Origin of the sequence: Iodobacter sp. BJB302, assembly GCF_002735645.1 — a bacterium.
Taxonomy (GTDB): Bacteria; Pseudomonadota; Gammaproteobacteria; order Burkholderiales; family Chitinibacteraceae; genus Iodobacter.
Map to the genome: position 1 here is coordinate 24,708 of NZ_PDZG01000008.1, position 18,005 is coordinate 42,712.

Annotated in this window: 12 protein-coding genes; 1 reads left to right on the plus strand and 11 read right to left on the minus strand. The window is 52.8% G+C overall.

The genetic code is table 11. The features are described 5' to 3' along the window. Nucleotides 1–11: 11 nt before the first annotated feature. Nucleotides 12–1,541 carry a ShlB/FhaC/HecB family hemolysin secretion/activation protein gene (locus tag CSQ88_RS04095; protein ID WP_099396832.1) on the plus strand — a complete coding sequence of 510 codons (1,530 nt, stop codon included), beginning with the start codon at nucleotides 12–14 and terminating at the stop codon, nucleotides 1,539–1,541. Nucleotides 1,542–1,893: 352 nt separating this feature from the next. Here the strand turns inward: CSQ88_RS04095 and CSQ88_RS04100 are convergent, their stop codons facing one another. The 11 genes from CSQ88_RS04100 to prfA form a co-directional block, all read right to left on the minus strand. Next, nucleotides 1,894–3,351: a M81 family metallopeptidase gene (locus CSQ88_RS04100; RefSeq protein WP_099396833.1), complete on the minus strand. Its 1,458-nt coding sequence runs from the start codon at nucleotides 3,349–3,351 to the stop codon at nucleotides 1,894–1,896. A gap of 477 nt (nucleotides 3,352–3,828) precedes the next feature. Further along, nucleotides 3,829–4,998: an iron-containing alcohol dehydrogenase gene (locus CSQ88_RS04105; RefSeq protein WP_099396834.1), complete on the minus strand. Its 1,170-nt coding sequence runs from the start codon at nucleotides 4,996–4,998 to the stop codon at nucleotides 3,829–3,831. A 536-nt stretch (nucleotides 4,999–5,534) separates the two neighbouring features. Next, on the minus strand, nucleotides 5,535–6,920 hold the full coding sequence (locus CSQ88_RS04110) for an aldehyde dehydrogenase family protein (RefSeq protein ID WP_099396835.1): 1,386 nt from the start codon (nucleotides 6,918–6,920) through the stop codon (nucleotides 5,535–5,537). Between the two features lie 359 nt (nucleotides 6,921–7,279). Next, on the minus strand, nucleotides 7,280–8,662 hold the full coding sequence (locus CSQ88_RS04115) for a glutamine synthetase family protein (RefSeq protein WP_099396836.1): 1,383 nt from the start codon (nucleotides 8,660–8,662) through the stop codon (nucleotides 7,280–7,282). A gap of 403 nt (nucleotides 8,663–9,065) precedes the next feature. After that, a complete protein-coding gene (eat, locus tag CSQ88_RS04120; protein ID WP_218962990.1) occupies nucleotides 9,066–10,457 on the minus strand; it encodes an ethanolamine permease in 1,392 nt (463 codons plus the stop codon). Nucleotides 10,458–11,144: 687 nt separating this feature from the next. Next, complete coding sequence (locus CSQ88_RS04125; protein ID WP_099396838.1) at nucleotides 11,145–12,116, minus strand: LysR family transcriptional regulator; 972 nt, start codon at nucleotides 12,114–12,116, stop codon at nucleotides 11,145–11,147. A 127-nt stretch (nucleotides 12,117–12,243) separates the two neighbouring features. After that, the gene (hemF, locus tag CSQ88_RS04130) at nucleotides 12,244–13,158 is read right to left on the minus strand and encodes an oxygen-dependent coproporphyrinogen oxidase (protein ID WP_099396839.1); all 915 of its coding nucleotides are present in this window, start codon (nucleotides 13,156–13,158) and stop codon (nucleotides 12,244–12,246) included. A 70-nt stretch (nucleotides 13,159–13,228) separates the two neighbouring features. Further along, complete coding sequence (gene panD / locus CSQ88_RS04135) at nucleotides 13,229–13,609, minus strand: aspartate 1-decarboxylase (RefSeq protein WP_099396840.1); 381 nt, start codon at nucleotides 13,607–13,609, stop codon at nucleotides 13,229–13,231. Between the two features lie 161 nt (nucleotides 13,610–13,770). Beyond that, the gene (locus CSQ88_RS04140; RefSeq protein ID WP_099396841.1) at nucleotides 13,771–14,322 is read right to left on the minus strand and encodes a hypothetical protein; all 552 of its coding nucleotides are present in this window, start codon (nucleotides 14,320–14,322) and stop codon (nucleotides 13,771–13,773) included. 90 nt (nucleotides 14,323–14,412) lie between these two features. Next, the gene (locus CSQ88_RS04145) at nucleotides 14,413–16,260 is read right to left on the minus strand and encodes a ribonuclease catalytic domain-containing protein (protein ID WP_099396842.1); all 1,848 of its coding nucleotides are present in this window, start codon (nucleotides 16,258–16,260) and stop codon (nucleotides 14,413–14,415) included. Nucleotides 16,261–16,728: 468 nt separating this feature from the next. Then, on the minus strand, nucleotides 16,729–17,811 hold the full coding sequence (prfA, locus tag CSQ88_RS04150; protein WP_099396843.1) for a peptide chain release factor 1: 1,083 nt from the start codon (nucleotides 17,809–17,811) through the stop codon (nucleotides 16,729–16,731). Nucleotides 17,812–18,005 lie beyond the last annotated feature (194 nt).

Genomic DNA, 18,005 nt, shown 5'->3' on the forward strand with positions numbered 1-18,005 from the left:
TCCTTCACCTTATGAAATTTCGCCTTTGTTTACTCGCCAGCATAATTTCAGGCTTTGTATGGGCCGAAGAGCCTCTTTTTAATGTGACCGCCTTTAATGTGAAGGGGGAGAATCCTCTTTCTAACGATGACAGCCAGCAATTATTACAAGCTTATTTAGGCAAAAACCGCTCGCTCAGTGATTTGCAGCAAGCTGCCAGCACCTTTGAATCTGCATTAAGAGAGCGGGGGCACGGTTTTTTACGCGTCACCCTGCCGCCTCAGGAAGTGAGCGGCACGATTACTCTGGAAGTACTGAGCTTTAAACTCAGTAAAGTAAGCATCAAAAACAACACTTTTTTTGATGAAGAAAATCAGAGAAACAGCCTGCCTGCACTGCAGGAAGGCAGCTCGCCTAATTTTCAGGCGATGACCACACAGCTGGTTATTGCCAATGAAAACCCGGCAAAACAAACCACCCTCACCTTTAAAGAAGGCGATGCAGACAGCATTGAAGCCATTCTTGATACCCAGCAGCAAAAGCCTTGGAGCGTTTTTGTTTCTGGTAATAACTCTGGCTCGGATGATAACGGCCGCTTACGCCTCTCTTTAGGTTTACAGCACGCCAACTTATTTAATAGCGATCATGTTGCCACAGTCAGCTACTCCACCGCCCCCAGCCAGCCCGATAATGTAAGCCAGTATGGTGTTTTCTACCGCTTGCCCTTGTATCAGCTGGGCGGCAGCCTGTCTGCCTATTATGCGCAATCCAAAGTAGATTCCGGCAGCCTGGGTGAAGGCTTAACCATCACAGGGAAAGGTGAATCAGGCGGGCTGCGCTACACCTACTATCTGGCCCCACAGGGGCAATACCGCTCGCAAATCGAAGCCGCAATCGACGATAAATTATTCAGGGGCACAGATATATCCGGTGTTGGCCAGCTCAGCCCCGATGTACGAAGCCGCCCGCTGACTCTGGCTTATAACGGCCACTGGCAAAGTGAAGACATCGAGATCAATTTTGGTCTTGATTACACGCACAATCTGCCATCGGGCGTGGGTAATGATGATGAAGCCTACCAGGCCAACCGCAAAGACGCATTCAGCAACTGGCAATCATGGCACGCTAAGGCAGAAGGCCTGTATCGCTTTGCAGGCGACTGGCAAGCCAGCCTGAAGCTAAGCGGCCAGTTTTCAAATGAAGCCCTTATCGCGGGGGAGCAGTTTGCATTAGGGGGCAATAACTCTTTACGCGGCGTGAGTGACCGCAGCGCAACGGGGGACAGCGGTGTGCAAGGCACAATAGAAATCAGCACGCCCAAAATTTATGAAGGCTTGCGCCTGCTCAGCTTTATCGACACAGGCGCCATCCACAGACGCTCCCCCGATGCCGGATCCAGCAGCCAGGAAGCGCTCAGCAGCGTGGGCCTGGGATTACGCTGGCAAATTCAGGACTGGGGCTTAATCAGCGCAGACTGGGGCTATATCGTTGACGGCAGCAGCTCACCCAAGATAGAGCGCGGCGAAAGCTTTGGGCATTTAGGGTTTTATTTGAAGTACTGATGGGTGATGGTCAAAAAAAATCTGCAGACCTAAAGAACACTGAGCTTAAAAGCAGAACACTAAAAAAACCAAAAAAGCGAGTTAAAACCGCTTTCTGATTATAAAGATGCCAGCGCTTATTCATTCACCAAAATCATGAACCACCGGGTAAAACAAAGACACAGAGAAAGCCATCAAATCGTTGGCTTTCTCTGTGTAGCTCTGTGCTCTCTGTAGTTCAAGATTTAATTCTCTGACAAAACGGCCACGTGACATACGAATGGGAATTAACTAAAACCATTGCCTGGTTTTCTCAGCGTACTCTGTGTTCTTCCCGATCTCTGTGCCTGCAGATCTTTTGCCTTCACTTAGCCTAGCTCGCTGGCCGGCGTTTGCATACACGATATTGCAAGCGGCTCAGATCGGCCACATGATCACCTTCTGCCTCAACCACTAAAATCTCTGAGGCGATTGCGCCAAAGTCAGCCCGAAAATGTACGCTGCTTTTTAAAACCAAAACCTCTGCCTCGCCAGGCTCTGCGCCTAAATGACGAAACATGGCCTGATCGGCCGCCTGCTGCTTACGGCTGCTCACTAATACAGTAACCCCTTGGTATTGCAGGCAAGCCATAGGGCCTAAGTCCATTTGGCAGCCCGCATAAAAAGGCCCTGTGGCCGCAAACTGCCCTGTACCCAAACTAATCACCCGCCATTCCCCTCTGGCCTTTCTGCCTTGCCCAATCTCCCTCAATAAAACGCCGCCTACTCCAGCATCGTGCGCGGCCTGCGCCGTGGCAGGATCGCAAAGTATGCCAACCATCATGGCGGGCATACCCATCTTTAAGCCATCACTAATGATCCCAGCCGCATCGCTGCCTGCACCGCCACCAGCATTATCACAGGTGTCCGCCAGAATAATGGTTTTACCCTGGCCTGTGTATTGCTTGGCGTAGCTCAGCGCCTCATCCACCTGCCACAACCGGCCTGCAAACTCCGGCTCGGCCGCAAGCACTTTTTGCGCCAAAGCCTGGGCGGTCGTCTCTGCAAGACAGGTGTTTTTGGCATAGGCCAAAATACTGGGCCCCCCATCAGCCACATCGGCTAAAGGGAAACCAGGAAAAAAACTCACGCTCAAAATATCGCCCGTCTCAGCCTGCTCTGCCGCATACATCAGTCTGGCCACCGGTTCGATTAAAGAACATTGCCATGGCATGGAAATCAAAAAAGGCAGTTGCACAAAAGCTAAATACAGCGCCTCTCCGGCCAGCAGCCGCTGCAACAAACCCACCGCCCTCGCCCCGGTTTCGGCCATATCCACATGTGGATAGCTGCGATAGCCGACCAGGGCAGAGGCCGAATTCACCATCAAAGGGCTGAGATTGGCATGAAAATCCAGCGAGGCCACGATGGGAATCTGCTCACCCATTAATGCGCGGGTGCGGCGCAACCATTCGCCATCGCCATCGTCATAGCGCTCCGTGACCAAGGCGCCGTGTAAATCTAAATACACGCCATCAACAGGCCCTGCCTGCCTTGCGGCGAGCAGCGCCGATTCAAACATCGCCCACAGCGCTTCAAACGCCGCATCCTCAACCCGCCCGCTGGGGTTCGCCGAGGCCCAGAGCAGCGGTAAAACGTGTAAGCCTCCAGCCTCCAGCGCAGCAACCGCCCCCGCCAAAGGCAAATTAGCCCCCGCCACCGCAGCCAAAACCGCCTCACCCTGAGTCAGCCCCGGCCAGGCATCTGCCTCAATAAAATGAGCCATCGTAGTGGGCATGCTGGAAAAGGTATTGGTTTCATGCTGAATACCCGCTACCGCAATACGCTGCATACCTGCTCCAGTGGGATGATGTTCAGATCTGTAAGTGGAAATTTGCGAACTGGCTAAGCACAGTGCACCCAAATACAAAAAGACCTTTTTAGTGCCTTCGGCACATGGATTTAGGAGCGGTAGCCACCGCGGGGGCGTTCTTTTCTTGAACGGCCAAGAAAAGAACCAAAAGAAGGCCGCCCCACGAAGCACGAAATCCCCTCACTGCGGACAATCGAGGCGGCGGCTGCGGGACTCGCTTCGCTCAAACATCCTCGCCGAAACACCGCCCCGCTTGTTCCTCGCTTCGGCGTGCTTCAAGGGGTGACTTAAGCCCCGTGCTACCAACTGCGATATGAATCCTAATTGTTGGGTTTTGAAATACTTAAAACCCAAAAAAACAACAAAACTCAAGGCTTACTTTTCTCCGTGAAACTCCGTGTGTCCTGCGACCTCCGTGGTTCAAACTTTAGGTTTGGCAACGCCCCCACCAAACTTCTACAACAAGCCATCCAAAGCCGCCGCGCAGATGCCGCGATATTGCTGTGGAGTAAACGGAATGGGATTAGTGCCGTGCGAGCCGTCCGCCACGGCCTCGGTCCCAATGGTTTCCAGACAGGATTCGTTGATACCTATGCTTTTGAGCGTGTGCGGGATACCTACTTCTTCTCTCAGCCGCAGCACCCAATCCAGGAAGGCGGCAAAGGAAGGATTTGGCAGGCCCAGGTAGCGGGCGGCGGCGGTGATGCGCTCGTCGATGGCGGCCTGATTGGCTTTTAAAACATAGGGCATCAAAATGGCGTTGAGCATGCCGTGATGGGCATCGAAACGTGCACCCAGCGGGTGGGCCAATGCATGCATCGCACCTAAGCCACGCTGAAACGCTGTTGCGCCCATGCTGGAAGCCACCAGCATTTGCATCCGCGCCTCAAGATCTGTGCCATCGGCAACGGCACGCGGCAGCCATTCGCGCACCAGCTGCATGCCTTCCAGAGCAATACCGCTGGCCATAGGGTGATAAAACGGTGAGCAATAGGCTTCAAGACTGTGGCTGAGTGCATCCATTCCGGTAGCCGCAGTCAGTTTAGCGGGCAGGCCCGTGCTGAGTACCGGGTCTAAAATCACAATCGCTGGCAGCATACGCGGGTGAAAAATAATCTTTTTGGCGTGCTCGGCTTCATGGGTAATCACCGAAGCCCGGCCCACTTCAGAGCCTGTGCCAGCCGTGGTAGGAATCGCCACCAGGGGCGCCATTCCTTCGGTTTTAATCCTCAGCCAGTTGTCGCCTTCATCTACATAATCCCAAAGCGGCCCGCTCTGCCCCACCATCATCGCCACTGCCTTGGCCGCATCCAAAGCCGAGCCACCACCGAGCGCAATCACGCCATCAAAACCACCCTCCCGATAAGCCGCCACCCCATCGGCCACATTCTGCCCGGTTGGATTGCCCTTAATTTGATGAAACAGGCCTGCGTGCAAACCGGCCCCATCCAGCAGGGTCAGGGTGCTGAGTACGGGCGATAAAGTGGCCAAACCCGGATCGGTAATCAGCAGCGGTGTTTTAATACCCAAAGATCGCGCCAGCTGCGGCAAATCCTTCACCCGCCCCACGCCACATTTCACATTGGTGGGGTAATTCCAATTTACGGTGTAGCGGTCGAGATTCATTTAAGTATCCTGTTCAGGAATAGTGCCTTCGGCACGTTGATTTTGGTGCGGGCGTCCCGCTGGACCTTCCTTTCTTGCGCGGCCAAGAAACGAAGCCAAAGAAGGCCGCCCCGGCGTCTGCGCCCCGCTTCGCGGGGTTCCCTCGCTACGGATAAACGAGTCGGCGTCAATTCAACTCGCTTCGCTCAAACACGAATTGACGAAAGCCCCGCCCCGTTTATTCCTCGCTCGGCTGGTCTCAGGGGGACTTAAGCCCCACATCAACCATCAACTTATTGCTTTAATTTTCGTAGGTTGGGTTAGCAGTCTGCGTGCGAGGTTTACCTCGCTCAGCGATGATCGCGTAACCCAACATTTTTTGGAGCTTAAGTGTTGAATTACGCAGATTTATCCACCTAAAACCAGAGAACAAACCCACTAGCCCAAGCTACGAGCCTTAAGCTCGAAACATAAAGCTCAATTCAAAATAGCTTTCCTCCGTGAAACTCCGTGTTCTCTGTGGTTCAGGACTTGGGTTTACCCAACAACGCCAGATATCACATCTGCTTCAAATGAAACGACTTCGGCCTTGTCAGATAGTCATACCCCAGCACCGATAAAGTCGCTCCCCGCCCTGTTTGTTTAATACCTGTCCAGGGCAGGGCCGGGTCCAAGTAGTCGCAGCGGTTCATAAAGAAGGTGCCGCATTCCAGCTGATCGCCCAGGCTGAGCGCTGTGTTTTCGTCGCGGCTGAATACGGCGGAGGTCAGGCCGTAGGGGCTGTCGTTCATAAGGCGGATGGCTTCTTCGTCGTTTTTCACCGGCATGATGCCCACCACGGGGCCGAAACATTCGTCGGCCATGAGATGCATCTGGTGATTCACGCCGGTAAATATTCTCGGGGCCAGATAAGCGCCTTTGCCGTCATCCAGCGCAAAGCGGCGGGTATCGACAATCTGGCTTGCGCCTTTGGCCAGTGCATCGGCCTCTGCAGCCCGCACCGCATTGGCGGCGGCGACCCGCACCACGGGGCCGATGGTGGTAGCCGCATCCAGCGGATTTCCCAAGACATATTGCTCAGTCAGCGCCAAAGCTCGGTCTACAAATTCCTGGTAAACAGACTGGTGCACATAGATGCGCTGCGTGCCACAGCAGCTTTGCCCGGAGTTAAAAAACGCGCCATCGACCAGCGTATCCACTGCATGGGCCAGATCGGCATCGCTGCGTACCAGCGCCGCATCATTACCGCCCAGCTCCAGCCCCACGCCAATAAAACGCCCAGCTGCGGCCTGCTCCACGGCGATGCCGCCCGCGACCGAGCCGGTAAAGCAAACATGTTTGATTTCTTTAGCCTGAATCAGCTTTTGCGTGCTGGCGTGATCGGTGTGCAAATACTGGAACACGCCAGCAGGTAAGCCTGCAGCCACAAAAGCGGCGTGGATTTGCTCGGCGCAAAGCGGGGTTTGTGCTGAGTGTTTTAAAATTACCGTATTCCCCGCCATCAGCGCAGGAATGATCGCGTTTACCGCAGTCAGAAGCGGGTAATTCCACGGTGCCACCACCAGCACCACTCCCAAGGCTTCGCGGCGGATAAAGCGGTTAAACCCATCGATAGGCGTTGGCCGGATATCGGCCAGAGCCTCCGGTGCAATCGCCATCATATGCCGCGCACGGGTATCAAAGCCGACCACTTCATTGGGTGAATAACGAATCGGCCGGCCAATCTGGCGGGTGATCGCCTCGGCAATCGCCTCTTTATTAGCGGAAAAAGCATCCACCGCACGGCTCAGCAGCGCCGCACGCTCAAGCAGAGAAACCTGCCGCCAATCCCACTGGGCAATCTTGGCACGGCGTAAAGTGGCCGTGATATGGTGCTCATCGGCATAAGCACGCCGCGCCACTTCGCTACCGTCGATAGGACTAATCGTGATCAGTTCAGGCATAGCTACTCCCAGAAGGATGGAATGGTTGCTTTAAAAATAGCTGCACAAAAAACGAATGAGGAAACCCACTTCTTGAACCACGGAGGGCACAGAGAACACGGAGTTTCACGGAGAAAAACTTATTTGATTTGTCCTCATCTGGCCTTCGTGGTTCACATTTTAGTTCGTGCTGTTCACAAGCCTTTTATCTGTAACTACTTAAAAATACTAAGCGTAAAAAACCATTCAAAGCACAAAAAAACATGAAGAAAACAGTTTATTTCTCTTGGTATTCTCCGTGCAACTCTGTGCCCTCCGTGTTCTCTGTGGTTCAAGATTTGGGGTTTATTCGCAAATCAGTGCAATTAGTTTTTTCAGCATCAGATAATTTCAAAATAGCGTTTTAATTCCCAATCTGTAACGTGTTTGCGAAATTCTCTTTCTTCCCATTCGCGGGTGGCGGTGAAGTGCTCTACAAAGGGCGAGCCAAACAAGCTACGGGCGGCTTCGGATGTTTTGAAGCGTTTTGCCGCTTCCCCAAGTGAGTTAGGCAGGTGCAAACGGTCGGGAAAGGTTTGCGTATAGGCATTGCCGACCACCATCTCTTCCGGCTCCCATTCATGCTCAATGCCGTACAAGCCAGCGCCTAAGGCTGCGGCCAGTGCCAGATAGGGATTGGCATCGGCAGATCCAATACGCACTTCGATACGTTGTGATTTAGCCGATCCGGGGATGAGCCGCAAAGCGGTGGTGCGGTTTTCCAGGCCCCAGGTCGCATCCAGCGGTGCCCAATAGCCCGGTACTAAGCGGGTATAGCTATTCACGGTTTGGGCAAACATCGCCATAAATTCGGGCAGTAAACGCTGCACACCCGCCAGGAAATGCCGCTGGGTTTTACTCATATTGTGCGGCTGGGTTGGATCGTAAAATGCCGATTTACCACTATTAATATCATTTAAAGACAGATGAATATGCCCGCTTTGTCCTGGTAGCTCCGCTGACCATTTGGCCATAAAGGTGGCCATCAGATTATTCTGCTGCGCCAGCACCTTACAGAATGTTTTAAACAGAAACGCTTTATCCCCTGCGCGGCTGGCTTCATCTACACCGATAGCGGCTTCCAGCACGCCGGGGCCGGTTTCGGTATGCAGGCCTTCGATGCCCATATCCATGGTTTCGCTGAGTTTGAGCAGCTGATGATAAAAATCGGCGTTTACCGTGCTACGTAAAATGGAATAACCAAAATAGCCAGGCGTCCAAGGAATAAGATTCTGATAATTCTTGGCCCGTACCGACTCAGGCGTTTCTTTAAACACAAAGAATTCGTATTCCAGTGCGCAATTCGCTAGATAGCCCATGTCCGCCGCTTTTTTAACGATACGGCTTAAGAGCTGACGCGGGCAGATGGCCTCGGCATCGCCGCTAAATTCGCCAAGAAAAAACAGCATCGGCTTGCCATCGACCATTTCCAGCGGCAGCTCACGGCAGCTTTCGGGAATAATATGCGCCTGAGCATCGGGGTAAGCGGTGTGCCAGCCGGTGTATTGCACATTGTCGTAAAGCTGATCGTTGGAGTCCCAGCCCAGCACCACATTACAGAAGCTTAAGCCGCCTTTCAGGATGGAAATAAACTTCTCTTTAGAAACATATTTCCCCCGCATCACGCCATCGATATCAGACATGCCCACTTTGATATGAGAAAGTCCGCTGGCTTCAACCACGGCGATGGCATCTTCGATTGTTTTGACTTCACGAGCTTGCATATTGATCCCCTGATGCGGTGTGCGTGAGAGTGGGTATTTACCCACTGACTTAGGTCTTAAGTGCCTTCGGCACGTTGATTTTGGAGCGGTTGCCACCGCGGGGCCTTCCTTTCTTGCTTCGCCAAGAAACGAAGCCAAGCGACAACAGCAAACCACGAAAGCCCCTGTTGCGGTCCAATCGAGTCGGCGGCGGGCGAGATTGGCTCGCTGCCTCGCTCTCTGGCCGAAACCCCGCCCCGCTTGTTCCTCGCTCCGGCGTGCTTCAAGGGGAGATTTAAAGCCCCATGCGACGAGCTATGATATGGATCCAGATTGCTAGGCTTTAAGTAATCAAAATCGCTTTTCTCCGTGAAACTCCGTGTCCTCTGTGGCCTCCGTGGTTCAAGATTTGGGTTTTGCTGCCTTACTTCACAGCATCCCCCACCGTTTGCAGCATTTCATCATGGGGTGCGTCTTCTCTGGCCTGGCGGGTGGCGAGGAAGTAGGCGTAGCCGCCGACCATAAAGCCAATAAAAATCCAGAATATGGTTTGGTTAAAGTAGATCATCGCAAGAAGTGCAACCAGGGCAAGCAGAAGTGCAACTAAGGGGAAGACGGGGTAAAAAGGTACGGAGTAAGGACGGTCGAGCTGAGGTTCGCTGCGGCGTAATTTAAACAGCGCGGCCATAGAGATGATGTACATCACGATCGCACCGAACACCGACATGGTGATAATCGCTGCCGTCAGCGACATACCTTGTAGCTGCACCACCGAATCGGCATAAATAGCCGCCACGCCCACCACGCCGCCCGCCAGAATCGCCCAGTGCGGGGTTTGAAAACGCTGATTCACGCTGGCTAATACGCTGGGTAAATAGCCCGCACGGCCCAGCGCATAAATCTGCCGTGAATAGCCCATGATAATGCCGTGAAAAGACGCGATCAGCCCGAATAAGCCAATCCACACCAGCATATGCAGCCAGCCTGAATTCGCCCCCACCACCATTTGCATGGCTTTAGGCAAAGGCTCGTTGATATTGGCCAGCTGCCGCCAGTCACCTACGCCCCCTGCAAAAACCATCACACCAATAGCCAGCACCACCAGGGTTAAAATCCCGCTGATATAGGCCCTTGGAATGGTTTTTCGCGGGTCTTCTGCCTCTTCCGCCGCCATCGCCGCACCTTCAATCGCTAAGAAGAACCAAATCGCAAATGGAATCGCTGCAAACATACCGCTATAGGATGCGCTGCTGAATTGATCCGCCCCCGACCAGCCATGGGCCACAAAATTGCTCCACGCAAAGCCGGGAGCGACCACGCCCATAAACACAAGCAGTTCTAAAATCGCCAAAATGGTAACGCAAAGCTCGAAAGTGGCAGCGATCGTTACCCCGATTACATTAAGAAACATAAACACCAGATACGCCCCAAGTGCAGCGTGCTTGGGATCCAAGCCTGGAAATTGCACACCCAGATAGGCCCCAATCGCCAGCGCAATAGCAGGCGGGGCAAACACAAATTCGATCAGGGTGGCCATGCCGGCGATATAACCCCCGGTAGGGCCAAAGGCGCGCCGAGCATAGGCAAAGGGGCCGCCCGCATGGGGAATGGATGTGGTCAGCTCGGTGTAGCTAAAAATAAAAGTGGTATACATGGCCGCAATCACCAGCGAGGTGATCATAAAGCCCAGCGTGCCCGCCTTATCCCAACCATAGCTCCAGCCAAAATACTCGCCCGAAATCACCAAACCCACCGCAATTCCCCAGAGGTGGATGGTTTTGAGCGAGCGTTTAAGCTCCCGTTTAACTTCTGCCATGATGTTTCCTTTATTAAAAAGTGAAAGCACACGCATACAGAAAAGATTGAATGAAAGGCTGGATGTCAGTTTATGACTAGGGAATTTACTGCGACAACTACTATCGTTTTAGCTTATTTATTACTATTGCTTACACTTATCTTTGCGCGATGCAGCAATAGTCTTTCAAAGTGGGGATGGGGATGGGAATAGCAGCCTTCTATGCACATCAAGTTAAGCAAACTAACTTTTGTAGGCTGGGTAAAACCCGCCGGACTTTGGCATGAAATACTAGTAAAACCCACATTTTGAATCGCGGAGGGGCCAGAGGACGCAGAGTTTCACGGAGCAAAACCAGGCTTAAATTAAGTTGTTTTGTAAGTTTTAAGTATTTTAAACCTTTGAAATTTGAACTCGTATCGCAGCGAGTGGCACGGGGCTTAAATCCCCCCTTGAAACACGCCGGAGCGAGGAACAAGCGGGGCGGGGTTTCGGCGAGGATGTTTGAGCGAAGCGAGTCCCGCAGCCGCCGACTCGATTGTCCGCAGCGCAGGGGCCTTCGTGTTTCGTGGGGTGGCCTTCTTTCGCTTCCTTTCTTGGCCACACAAGAAAGGAAGGTCCAGCGGGACGCCCGCACCTGAATCAACGTGCCGAAGGCACTAAAAAGATGATCTCTGCGTAACATCAGTTCTTAAATAAAAAACCACCTCAACGCGGTAAATCACCCAGCACGATTCTAGGGAGTAGCCATGGTGCGGCGTTGGCCAGCACGGGCAGGTAACGCTCTTGCATCAGGGCGATGCTGTCGTCTGCAAGCAGCTCGGGCAGGTTGCCAAGCTCACCACTTCTGGCAAGCAGCGTCAGCTCGCGGGTGAATTCGCCCTCAGGCACGGGCAGGCATTGCACTTCGCCCGTTTTAATCCCGCCTTGCAAGAGGCAAAGCGGCGTGGTCAGCGCCCAGCCCAAGCCTGCTTTAACCATTTGCAAAATGGCGTAGGAATTATCCAGCTCCATCCGTAATGGCGGATGAATGCTCCACTCCTGCAGCTTGTTTTCTATGGTGCGGCCAATCACGGTGGAGGGGTTGTAGCGGATAAAATCCAGTGCTGCGGCAAGGGTTCGCAGGCTGCTGACCGGCCCTTTAAAATCCAGCGGCAGCACTAGAATAAAAGGTTCACGCAGCAGGCGGCGACGAAAAAGCTCGGGGTGATTGGGTACGGCATCATCAGACAAAATAATATCCACCCGGCGGTTAAGCAGGGCATCGGCATGCTGATGCGACTGGCCGGTGACCATAGACCAGTGCGCGGTGCGGCGCTTAATTGCAGCCACCAATTCTTTACCCACGCTGATGGCCAGGGAATCGACCAAGGCAATTCGCACATGTTTCAGCGGCGTGGCTTCCTGGCGGCGAAATTCTAAACTCACACGGCGGGCATCGCCCAATAATCGATCGGCCTGCTCGTAAAACTTACGCCCCAAGGGGGTGAGCATAGGCGGGCGTTGCGAGCGATCCAGCAGTTGCACATGCAATTGCGCTTCTAAATTGGCGATGCTTTGTGAAACAGACGATTGCGTCATGCCAAGGCGCTGCCCAGCAGCGGTCATCCCCCCCGCCTCCACAATTGCGGCAAATACTTCTAGGCTTTTCAGATCAAAACCAATCGGGCTTGCGACCATGAGATTCCTCTTAAGGGATCAAAGCAGTACTTAAAATCCATAACGCAGGAAGGGCTAAAGCCGCTCCTGCGAAACACATCATGCCCTTTGAGTTGATCAGGTTTAGATACCTACTTACCCGCCAGCATCAATCAGTAACCATTACACCCAACCAATCCCGATCACACAAGAAATCGCTGTATAAACGCGCTTCAGGCGTGCCTGCTTCGGGGTGGTAATCGTAGCGCCAGTTCACCACCGGTGGCATAGACATCAGGATGGATTCAGTACGACCACCCGATTGCAGGCCAAACAGCGTACCGCGATCGAACACCAGATTAAATTCTACATAACGGCCACGGCGGAATGATTGCCAGTCGCGCTCGCGCTGGCCGTATTCGGCGTCTTCGTGGCGCTCCACAATTGGCACATAGGCGGGTAAAAAGGCATTACCCACGCTCTGCATCATGGCAAAGCTGGCTTCAAAACCGGCGGCATTGTAATCGTCAAAGAAAATACCGCCGATACCCCGCGGCTCGTTGCGGTGCTTCAGGTGGAAATAGCGATCGCACCAGGCTTTGAATTCCGGATACAGCGCCGCGCCAAAGGGATCGAGCGCATCTTTACAGGCTTGATGGAAATGCACCGCATCTGCTTCCAGGCCGTAATAGGGGGTAAGATCCATGCCGCCGCCAAACCACCACACATCCTGCTCGCCAGCCTTGTGCGCGCGAAACAGGCGCACATTCATATGCACGGTGGGGATATAGGGATTACGCGGGTGCAAAACCAAGGACACGCCCATCGCTTCAAAAGCGCGCCCGGCTAATTCCGGGCGTCCGGCGCTTGCTGACGGCGGCAGGGCATGGCCCATCACATGCGAGAAATTCACCCCGCCACGCTCAAACAGATTGCCGCCTTCAATCACCCGCGTCATGCCACCGCCACCGCCCTCTCTTTCCCACTGATCGGTATGAAAAACAGATCCGTCGAGCTGCTCTAAGGTGGCGACAATATTTTGTTGCAGGCTCAGGAGGTAATCTTTAACGGCAGTTGAATTCATTAAAAATCCTAGTCAAGAAAAAGGCTGCCGAAAAAGGCAGCCTGTATAGAGTGTTACAGCAGGGTGTTCATTAAGCAGCTTGCACAGGGGCGTGGTGCTTAATTTCTTTGATTCGGTTGTCACCATCCACAAACACCAGCGCGGGATGGAAAGCAGCGATTTCTGCTTCTTCAAAATTAGCGAAAGTGGCAATAATCAGCAGATCACCCACCGCAGCACGGCGTGCTGCCGAGCCATTCACCGAAATAATTCCCGAACCACGCTCGGCCTTAATGGCGTAGGTAGAGAAACGCTCGCCGTTATCCACATTCCAGATATGAATCTGTTCGTGTTCAAGGATATTAGCGGCTTCAAGCAGATTTTCATCAATGGCACACGAGCCTTCGTAATGCAGCTCAGAGTGTGTGGTAGTACAGCGATGAATTTTCGATTTAAGCAGAGAACGTTGCATGGTGTTTCTCCAGCCCGTTTCTGGGCAGGGCTATTTCAGAAGGGATCAGATTATAATCCCAGAAACGCTGCTTGGACAGGATAAATAAGCCAAAGAGCCCCTCATTTGACGCAGCGCAGCAAATAAAAATCAGCCCGCTATTCAGTCAAAATCAAGCTTTATCAGCCACGGTAAATAAAGCAGCCATCCAGCAGAAACTCACCCGCGGCCACCCTGGCATCAGGCGATACACGGTCAAAATTAAGCTGCTGACCATCTACCACTACCCATGCAGGGATCGGTTTTTGCTGATAGCTGCCAATCACTTCAACAGCCCGCTGAATATTTGCCGGGGTTTTAACGGCCAGCGGCGCCGGGCTGGGCTGCACGGGAGCAATATCAGCCTCCTTAGGAGCGGCGGCGGCTTCAATTTCAGCGGCTTGCAGCGGCAAATTACGTAAATACAGATTAAATGCAAACTGCGGCAGGATCAGGCGGCGAACTTTTTTCTCGTCATCAATAATGCAGCAGACACCAAATTCTGCATCGCACTTAGGGCAACGGGCCTTTGCAGCAATCGCAATATGATTTTCTACCAAACGCGCAATGCCATACATATCATTGGCTTGCAGCATTTCCCCGCAGCTCACACAAGGCTTGGAGAACTGGCGCACCTGCGAGCCATTTTTAAACTTCAAAGGCAGACATTGCTTAAGGCGTTGATTAGGCAGCATTTATATCCATCATTGTTTGTTAAATAATTGAGGGAGTGGGAGCAACACAGAGGAGTAATCCCCTGCTTCCCATTCCCTGCTCCCGGCCTTTTAAATTGTCGCCATGCGTGTTTCAAGCACAAGCTCAAGCAAATCAATTTTCATCACTTGCAGACTGACCGTTGTACCGGCTGGTAGTTCCGGAATACCTGCACGCATCACCAAGGGCATACCATCCACACGAACCAGATTTTCTTTGATCACCACCGCAGTAATTTCACGTTTGTTTTCCTGCAGCAACCAGCGCAAGCACCAGTACCTTTCCATCTTATCTTGTAATTCAGCGTAGGCGGCGTAGGCAGTGTCGAAACTTCCGATAATCGAATAAAGCTCAGCGTCATTTTTTTGAAAGCGCGGCTTGGTGTTACCAATCAGCGCCAGTAACTGCAGCTGATTCACATAATCCACCGCACGGCGCAATGGTGAAGAAGCCCATGAATAGCATTCCACACCCAGGCCAATATGCGGGCCTGCCTGCGTGGTTAAACGCACACGGCCACCATTCTGGCCGCGATAAATACCTGCCACCTGGCCCTGCATCAAATCCTTGCCCCATGTGCTGTTAGCCAGAATCATCAGCTCGGCCACCAGCTTATCCATCGGCGCGCCACGTTTACGCGGCACAATGCGCACACGTTTTTCACCATCAACCTGATCAATATAGAAGCTGTAATCAATCTTCAGCGGTGCAGTCGGGTCAGCTTTACCACGGCGGCCTTCTAATGCACCTGCAAAGTGCCATAAGAAAGTGATTTCTTCTTTCCAAGGGAAATCAGGGGCGTCGTCCTTACCTGCCGTGTTTTCATTAAACACCGGCTCCAGCTGCTCATGACGCAAGTTGGCAGCAATCGGCACCATTTCTACGACACTGCGATGCGAAAGCACATCAAAGCCCTGCGACAGCTCTAAATACATACTCAGTGCCGGGCAGGTTTTGCCTTCTTGCAGGGTAAATACTTCAACCACATCGTTGGGCAACATGGTGATCTTGTCGCCGGGCATATACACGGTAGACAAGCGGTCCAGAATAATTTTATCGACATCAGACCCTGCCGCAATGCCCAGAGCAGGCGCGGCAATATGGATACCTACCTGCCAATTGCCATTGGGCAGACGCTTCAGGCTGAAGGCATCATCAATTTCTGTGGTTGTGGAATCATCAATACTAAAAGCTTGTACATCGGCCAGCGGTAAATCGCCAGGGCATGTAACAGGCTCGGTTGGCGCAAAGCCACGGCCCTTAGGGAAGGATTCAGCCAGGAAACCATCCAGCAGATAATCGCCCACATCGGGAATAGCGCCGATTTTTTCCATTAAACGCAGGGTAGACATCTGCATGGCGTCTGCAGCGGCAGCCAGTGTTTTCCACTCAAGGGTGTTTTTATCCGGGCGGTGCAGTAATTTACTGGCGAGGGGGACAAATGACTCAGGCAACACGCCAGCCTGCAGCTCGGCTTGCCAGATCGCCATTTGTTCGGCTTCTTTTTTCTTTTTCTCAAGCCCGGCTAAAGCGGCTTTCAGATTTTCTTCAGGCGCGGCTTTGTAATGGCCGCGGCCTTTACGGTAAAAATACATCGGTGCGCCGTGCAAACGGATCAGCGCGGCAGCCTGTTGCTGTACCGAAGGATTGGCACCGAAGTATTCGGCGGCAATCGTATTAAATGCAAATTCCTCTGCGCCACAGCATTCCCAAAGGAAATCGATATCAATTTCATCCGCCGCAGCCTGTGCCGCTTTCAGGAAATCATCCAAGCTAATCCGCTCAAAGCGCAGCAGCACATTGGCCGCTTTTACTTTAAAACGTTTACCACGCGCATCTTCAAGCATCAGGCTTGCAGCCTGCTCTTCCTTGATCGTGGCTACCTTGAAATTACCATCTTCCTCAAAAAAAACATTCATTCTCAAGCCGCCAGCATTCATTTATTGATTTAGCCGGCCATTATAACAAGGTCCGCCCTGTGTCGCTTGCTGGTGATCAGATTTGTAGGGCGGGCGAAATTCCATATGCACTAACCAGTTTTTTTAATTAGCAAACAGCGAAAAAACGCAATAACCACACTCTCCGCATAGGGCTTAAAAGTCCCCTTGAAACACGCCGTAGCGAGGAACAAGCGGGGCGGGGTTTCGGCAAGGGAGCGAGGAACGAGCCAATCCCGCCCGCCGCCGACTCGATTGTCCGCAGCGAAGGGGCTTTCGTGTTTCGTGGGGCGGCCTTCTTTGCTTCCTTTCTTGGCCGTTCAAGAAAGGAAGTCCCCCGCGGGGATACCGCTCCAAAATCAACGTGCCGAAGGCACTAATAAAAAGTATTTTGACTTTGGTTAGGGCACATGAGGTGAAACCGGTGGATTGCACCCTGCCCTTACCTCGTTACTCCGCACCGCCCAATTGCGCCAGCAGCTCGGTCTGATGCTCGTTGACCAAGGCTTGCGTCAGGTCGTTCATATCGCCATCCATGATGTAATCAAGCTTATAAAGCGTCAGATTAATGCGGTGATCGGTCATGCGGCCCTGCGGGAAGTTGTAGGTGCGGATGCGCTCAGACCGGTCGCCGGAACCCACCAGCGATTTACGCTGCGCGGCTTCTACAGCGTGGCGTTCGCGGTCTTGTACGTCTTTAATACGGGCGGCCAGCACTGATAAGGCGCGGGCTTTGTTTTTGTGCTGGCTGCGATCGTCCTGGCATTCCACCACAATGCCGCTTGGGATATGCGTGACCCGCACAGCCGAATCGGTTTTGTTAATGTGCTGACCACCGGCACCGCTCGCGCGGAAAGTGTCGATACGTAAATCGGCAGGGTTGATGGTGATTTCTTCTGCCTCATCGGCTTCGGCCATGACCGCTACCGTACACGCCGAGGTATGGATCCGGCCCTGTGTTTCGGTGGCAGGCACGCGCTGTACCCGATGCGCGCCAGATTCAAATTTCAGCCATGAATAAGCGCCAAAACCCACGATGCGGGCAATAATTTCGCGGTAGCCGCCCAGATCAGATTCACTGGCCGATACCACCTCAACCTGCCAGCGATTACGCTCGGCAAAGCGGCTGTACATGCGGAATAAATCCCCTGCAAACAGCGCAGCTTCGTCCCCGCCCGTACCGGCACGGATTTCCAAAAAGATATTGCGCTCGTCGTTAGGATCTTTTGGCAGCAGTGCTTTTTGCAGCTCGATTTCTAAAGCCTCGATGCGCACTTTGCCTTCTTTGATTTCATCTTCGGCCATATCCTTCATATCAGGATCGCTGAGCATTTCTGCGGCGTCCCTCATATCGGCTTCAATCTGGATAAAGCGATGATAAAGAGCCACTACAGGCTCCAGCTCGGCGCGCTCTTTTGTCAGCTTGCGATAAGTGCCCATATCCCGGGTGGCTTCTTCGGTCGCCAGTAAAGCGTCGACTTCTTCAAGGCGATCAGCAAGTTGCGCCAGTTTGGCTGCAATAGAAGGTTTCATTTCAATTCCAAAGTATTTGTATTTAGGGCTTTAAAACCCAAATCTTGAACCACGGAGTAAAAGGAGAACACGGAGTCTCACGGAGAAAAACAAAACCGGGAAAGATTAAGCTGCGGTAAAAAAGTGCTTAATTCACGTCAAGGTTTTCTCCGTGCGCTCTGTGTCCTCCGTGGTGCAAGATTTGGGTTTTAGGT

What these genes read in the sequence shown, in the direction of transcription:
- CSQ88_RS04095 (WP_099396832.1), top strand. Translation starts at nt 12, where the DNA reads ATGAAATTTCGCCTTTGTTTACTCGCCAGCATAATTTCAGGCTTTGTA.
- CSQ88_RS04100 (WP_099396833.1), bottom strand. Translation starts at nt 3,351, where the DNA reads ATGCAGCGTATTGCGGTAGCGGGTATTCAGCATGAAACCAATACCTTT.
- CSQ88_RS04105 (WP_099396834.1), bottom strand. Translation starts at nt 4,998, where the DNA reads ATGAATCTCGACCGCTACACCGTAAATTGGAATTACCCCACCAATGTG.
- CSQ88_RS04110 (WP_099396835.1), bottom strand. Translation starts at nt 6,920, where the DNA reads ATGCCTGAACTGATCACGATTAGTCCTATCGACGGTAGCGAAGTGGCG.
- CSQ88_RS04115 (WP_099396836.1), bottom strand. Translation starts at nt 8,662, where the DNA reads ATGCAAGCTCGTGAAGTCAAAACAATCGAAGATGCCATCGCCGTGGTT.
- eat (WP_218962990.1), bottom strand. Translation starts at nt 10,457, where the DNA reads ATGGCAGAAGTTAAACGGGAGCTTAAACGCTCGCTCAAAACCATCCAC.
- CSQ88_RS04125 (WP_099396838.1), bottom strand. Translation starts at nt 12,116, where the DNA reads ATGGTCGCAAGCCCGATTGGTTTTGATCTGAAAAGCCTAGAAGTATTT.
- hemF (WP_099396839.1), bottom strand. Translation starts at nt 13,158, where the DNA reads ATGAATTCAACTGCCGTTAAAGATTACCTCCTGAGCCTGCAACAAAAT.
- panD (WP_099396840.1), bottom strand. Translation starts at nt 13,609, where the DNA reads ATGCAACGTTCTCTGCTTAAATCGAAAATTCATCGCTGTACTACCACA.
- CSQ88_RS04140 (WP_099396841.1), bottom strand. Translation starts at nt 14,322, where the DNA reads ATGCTGCCTAATCAACGCCTTAAGCAATGTCTGCCTTTGAAGTTTAAA.
- CSQ88_RS04145 (WP_099396842.1), bottom strand. Translation starts at nt 16,260, where the DNA reads ATGAATGTTTTTTTTGAGGAAGATGGTAATTTCAAGGTAGCCACGATC.
- prfA (WP_099396843.1), bottom strand. Translation starts at nt 17,811, where the DNA reads ATGAAACCTTCTATTGCAGCCAAACTGGCGCAACTTGCTGATCGCCTT.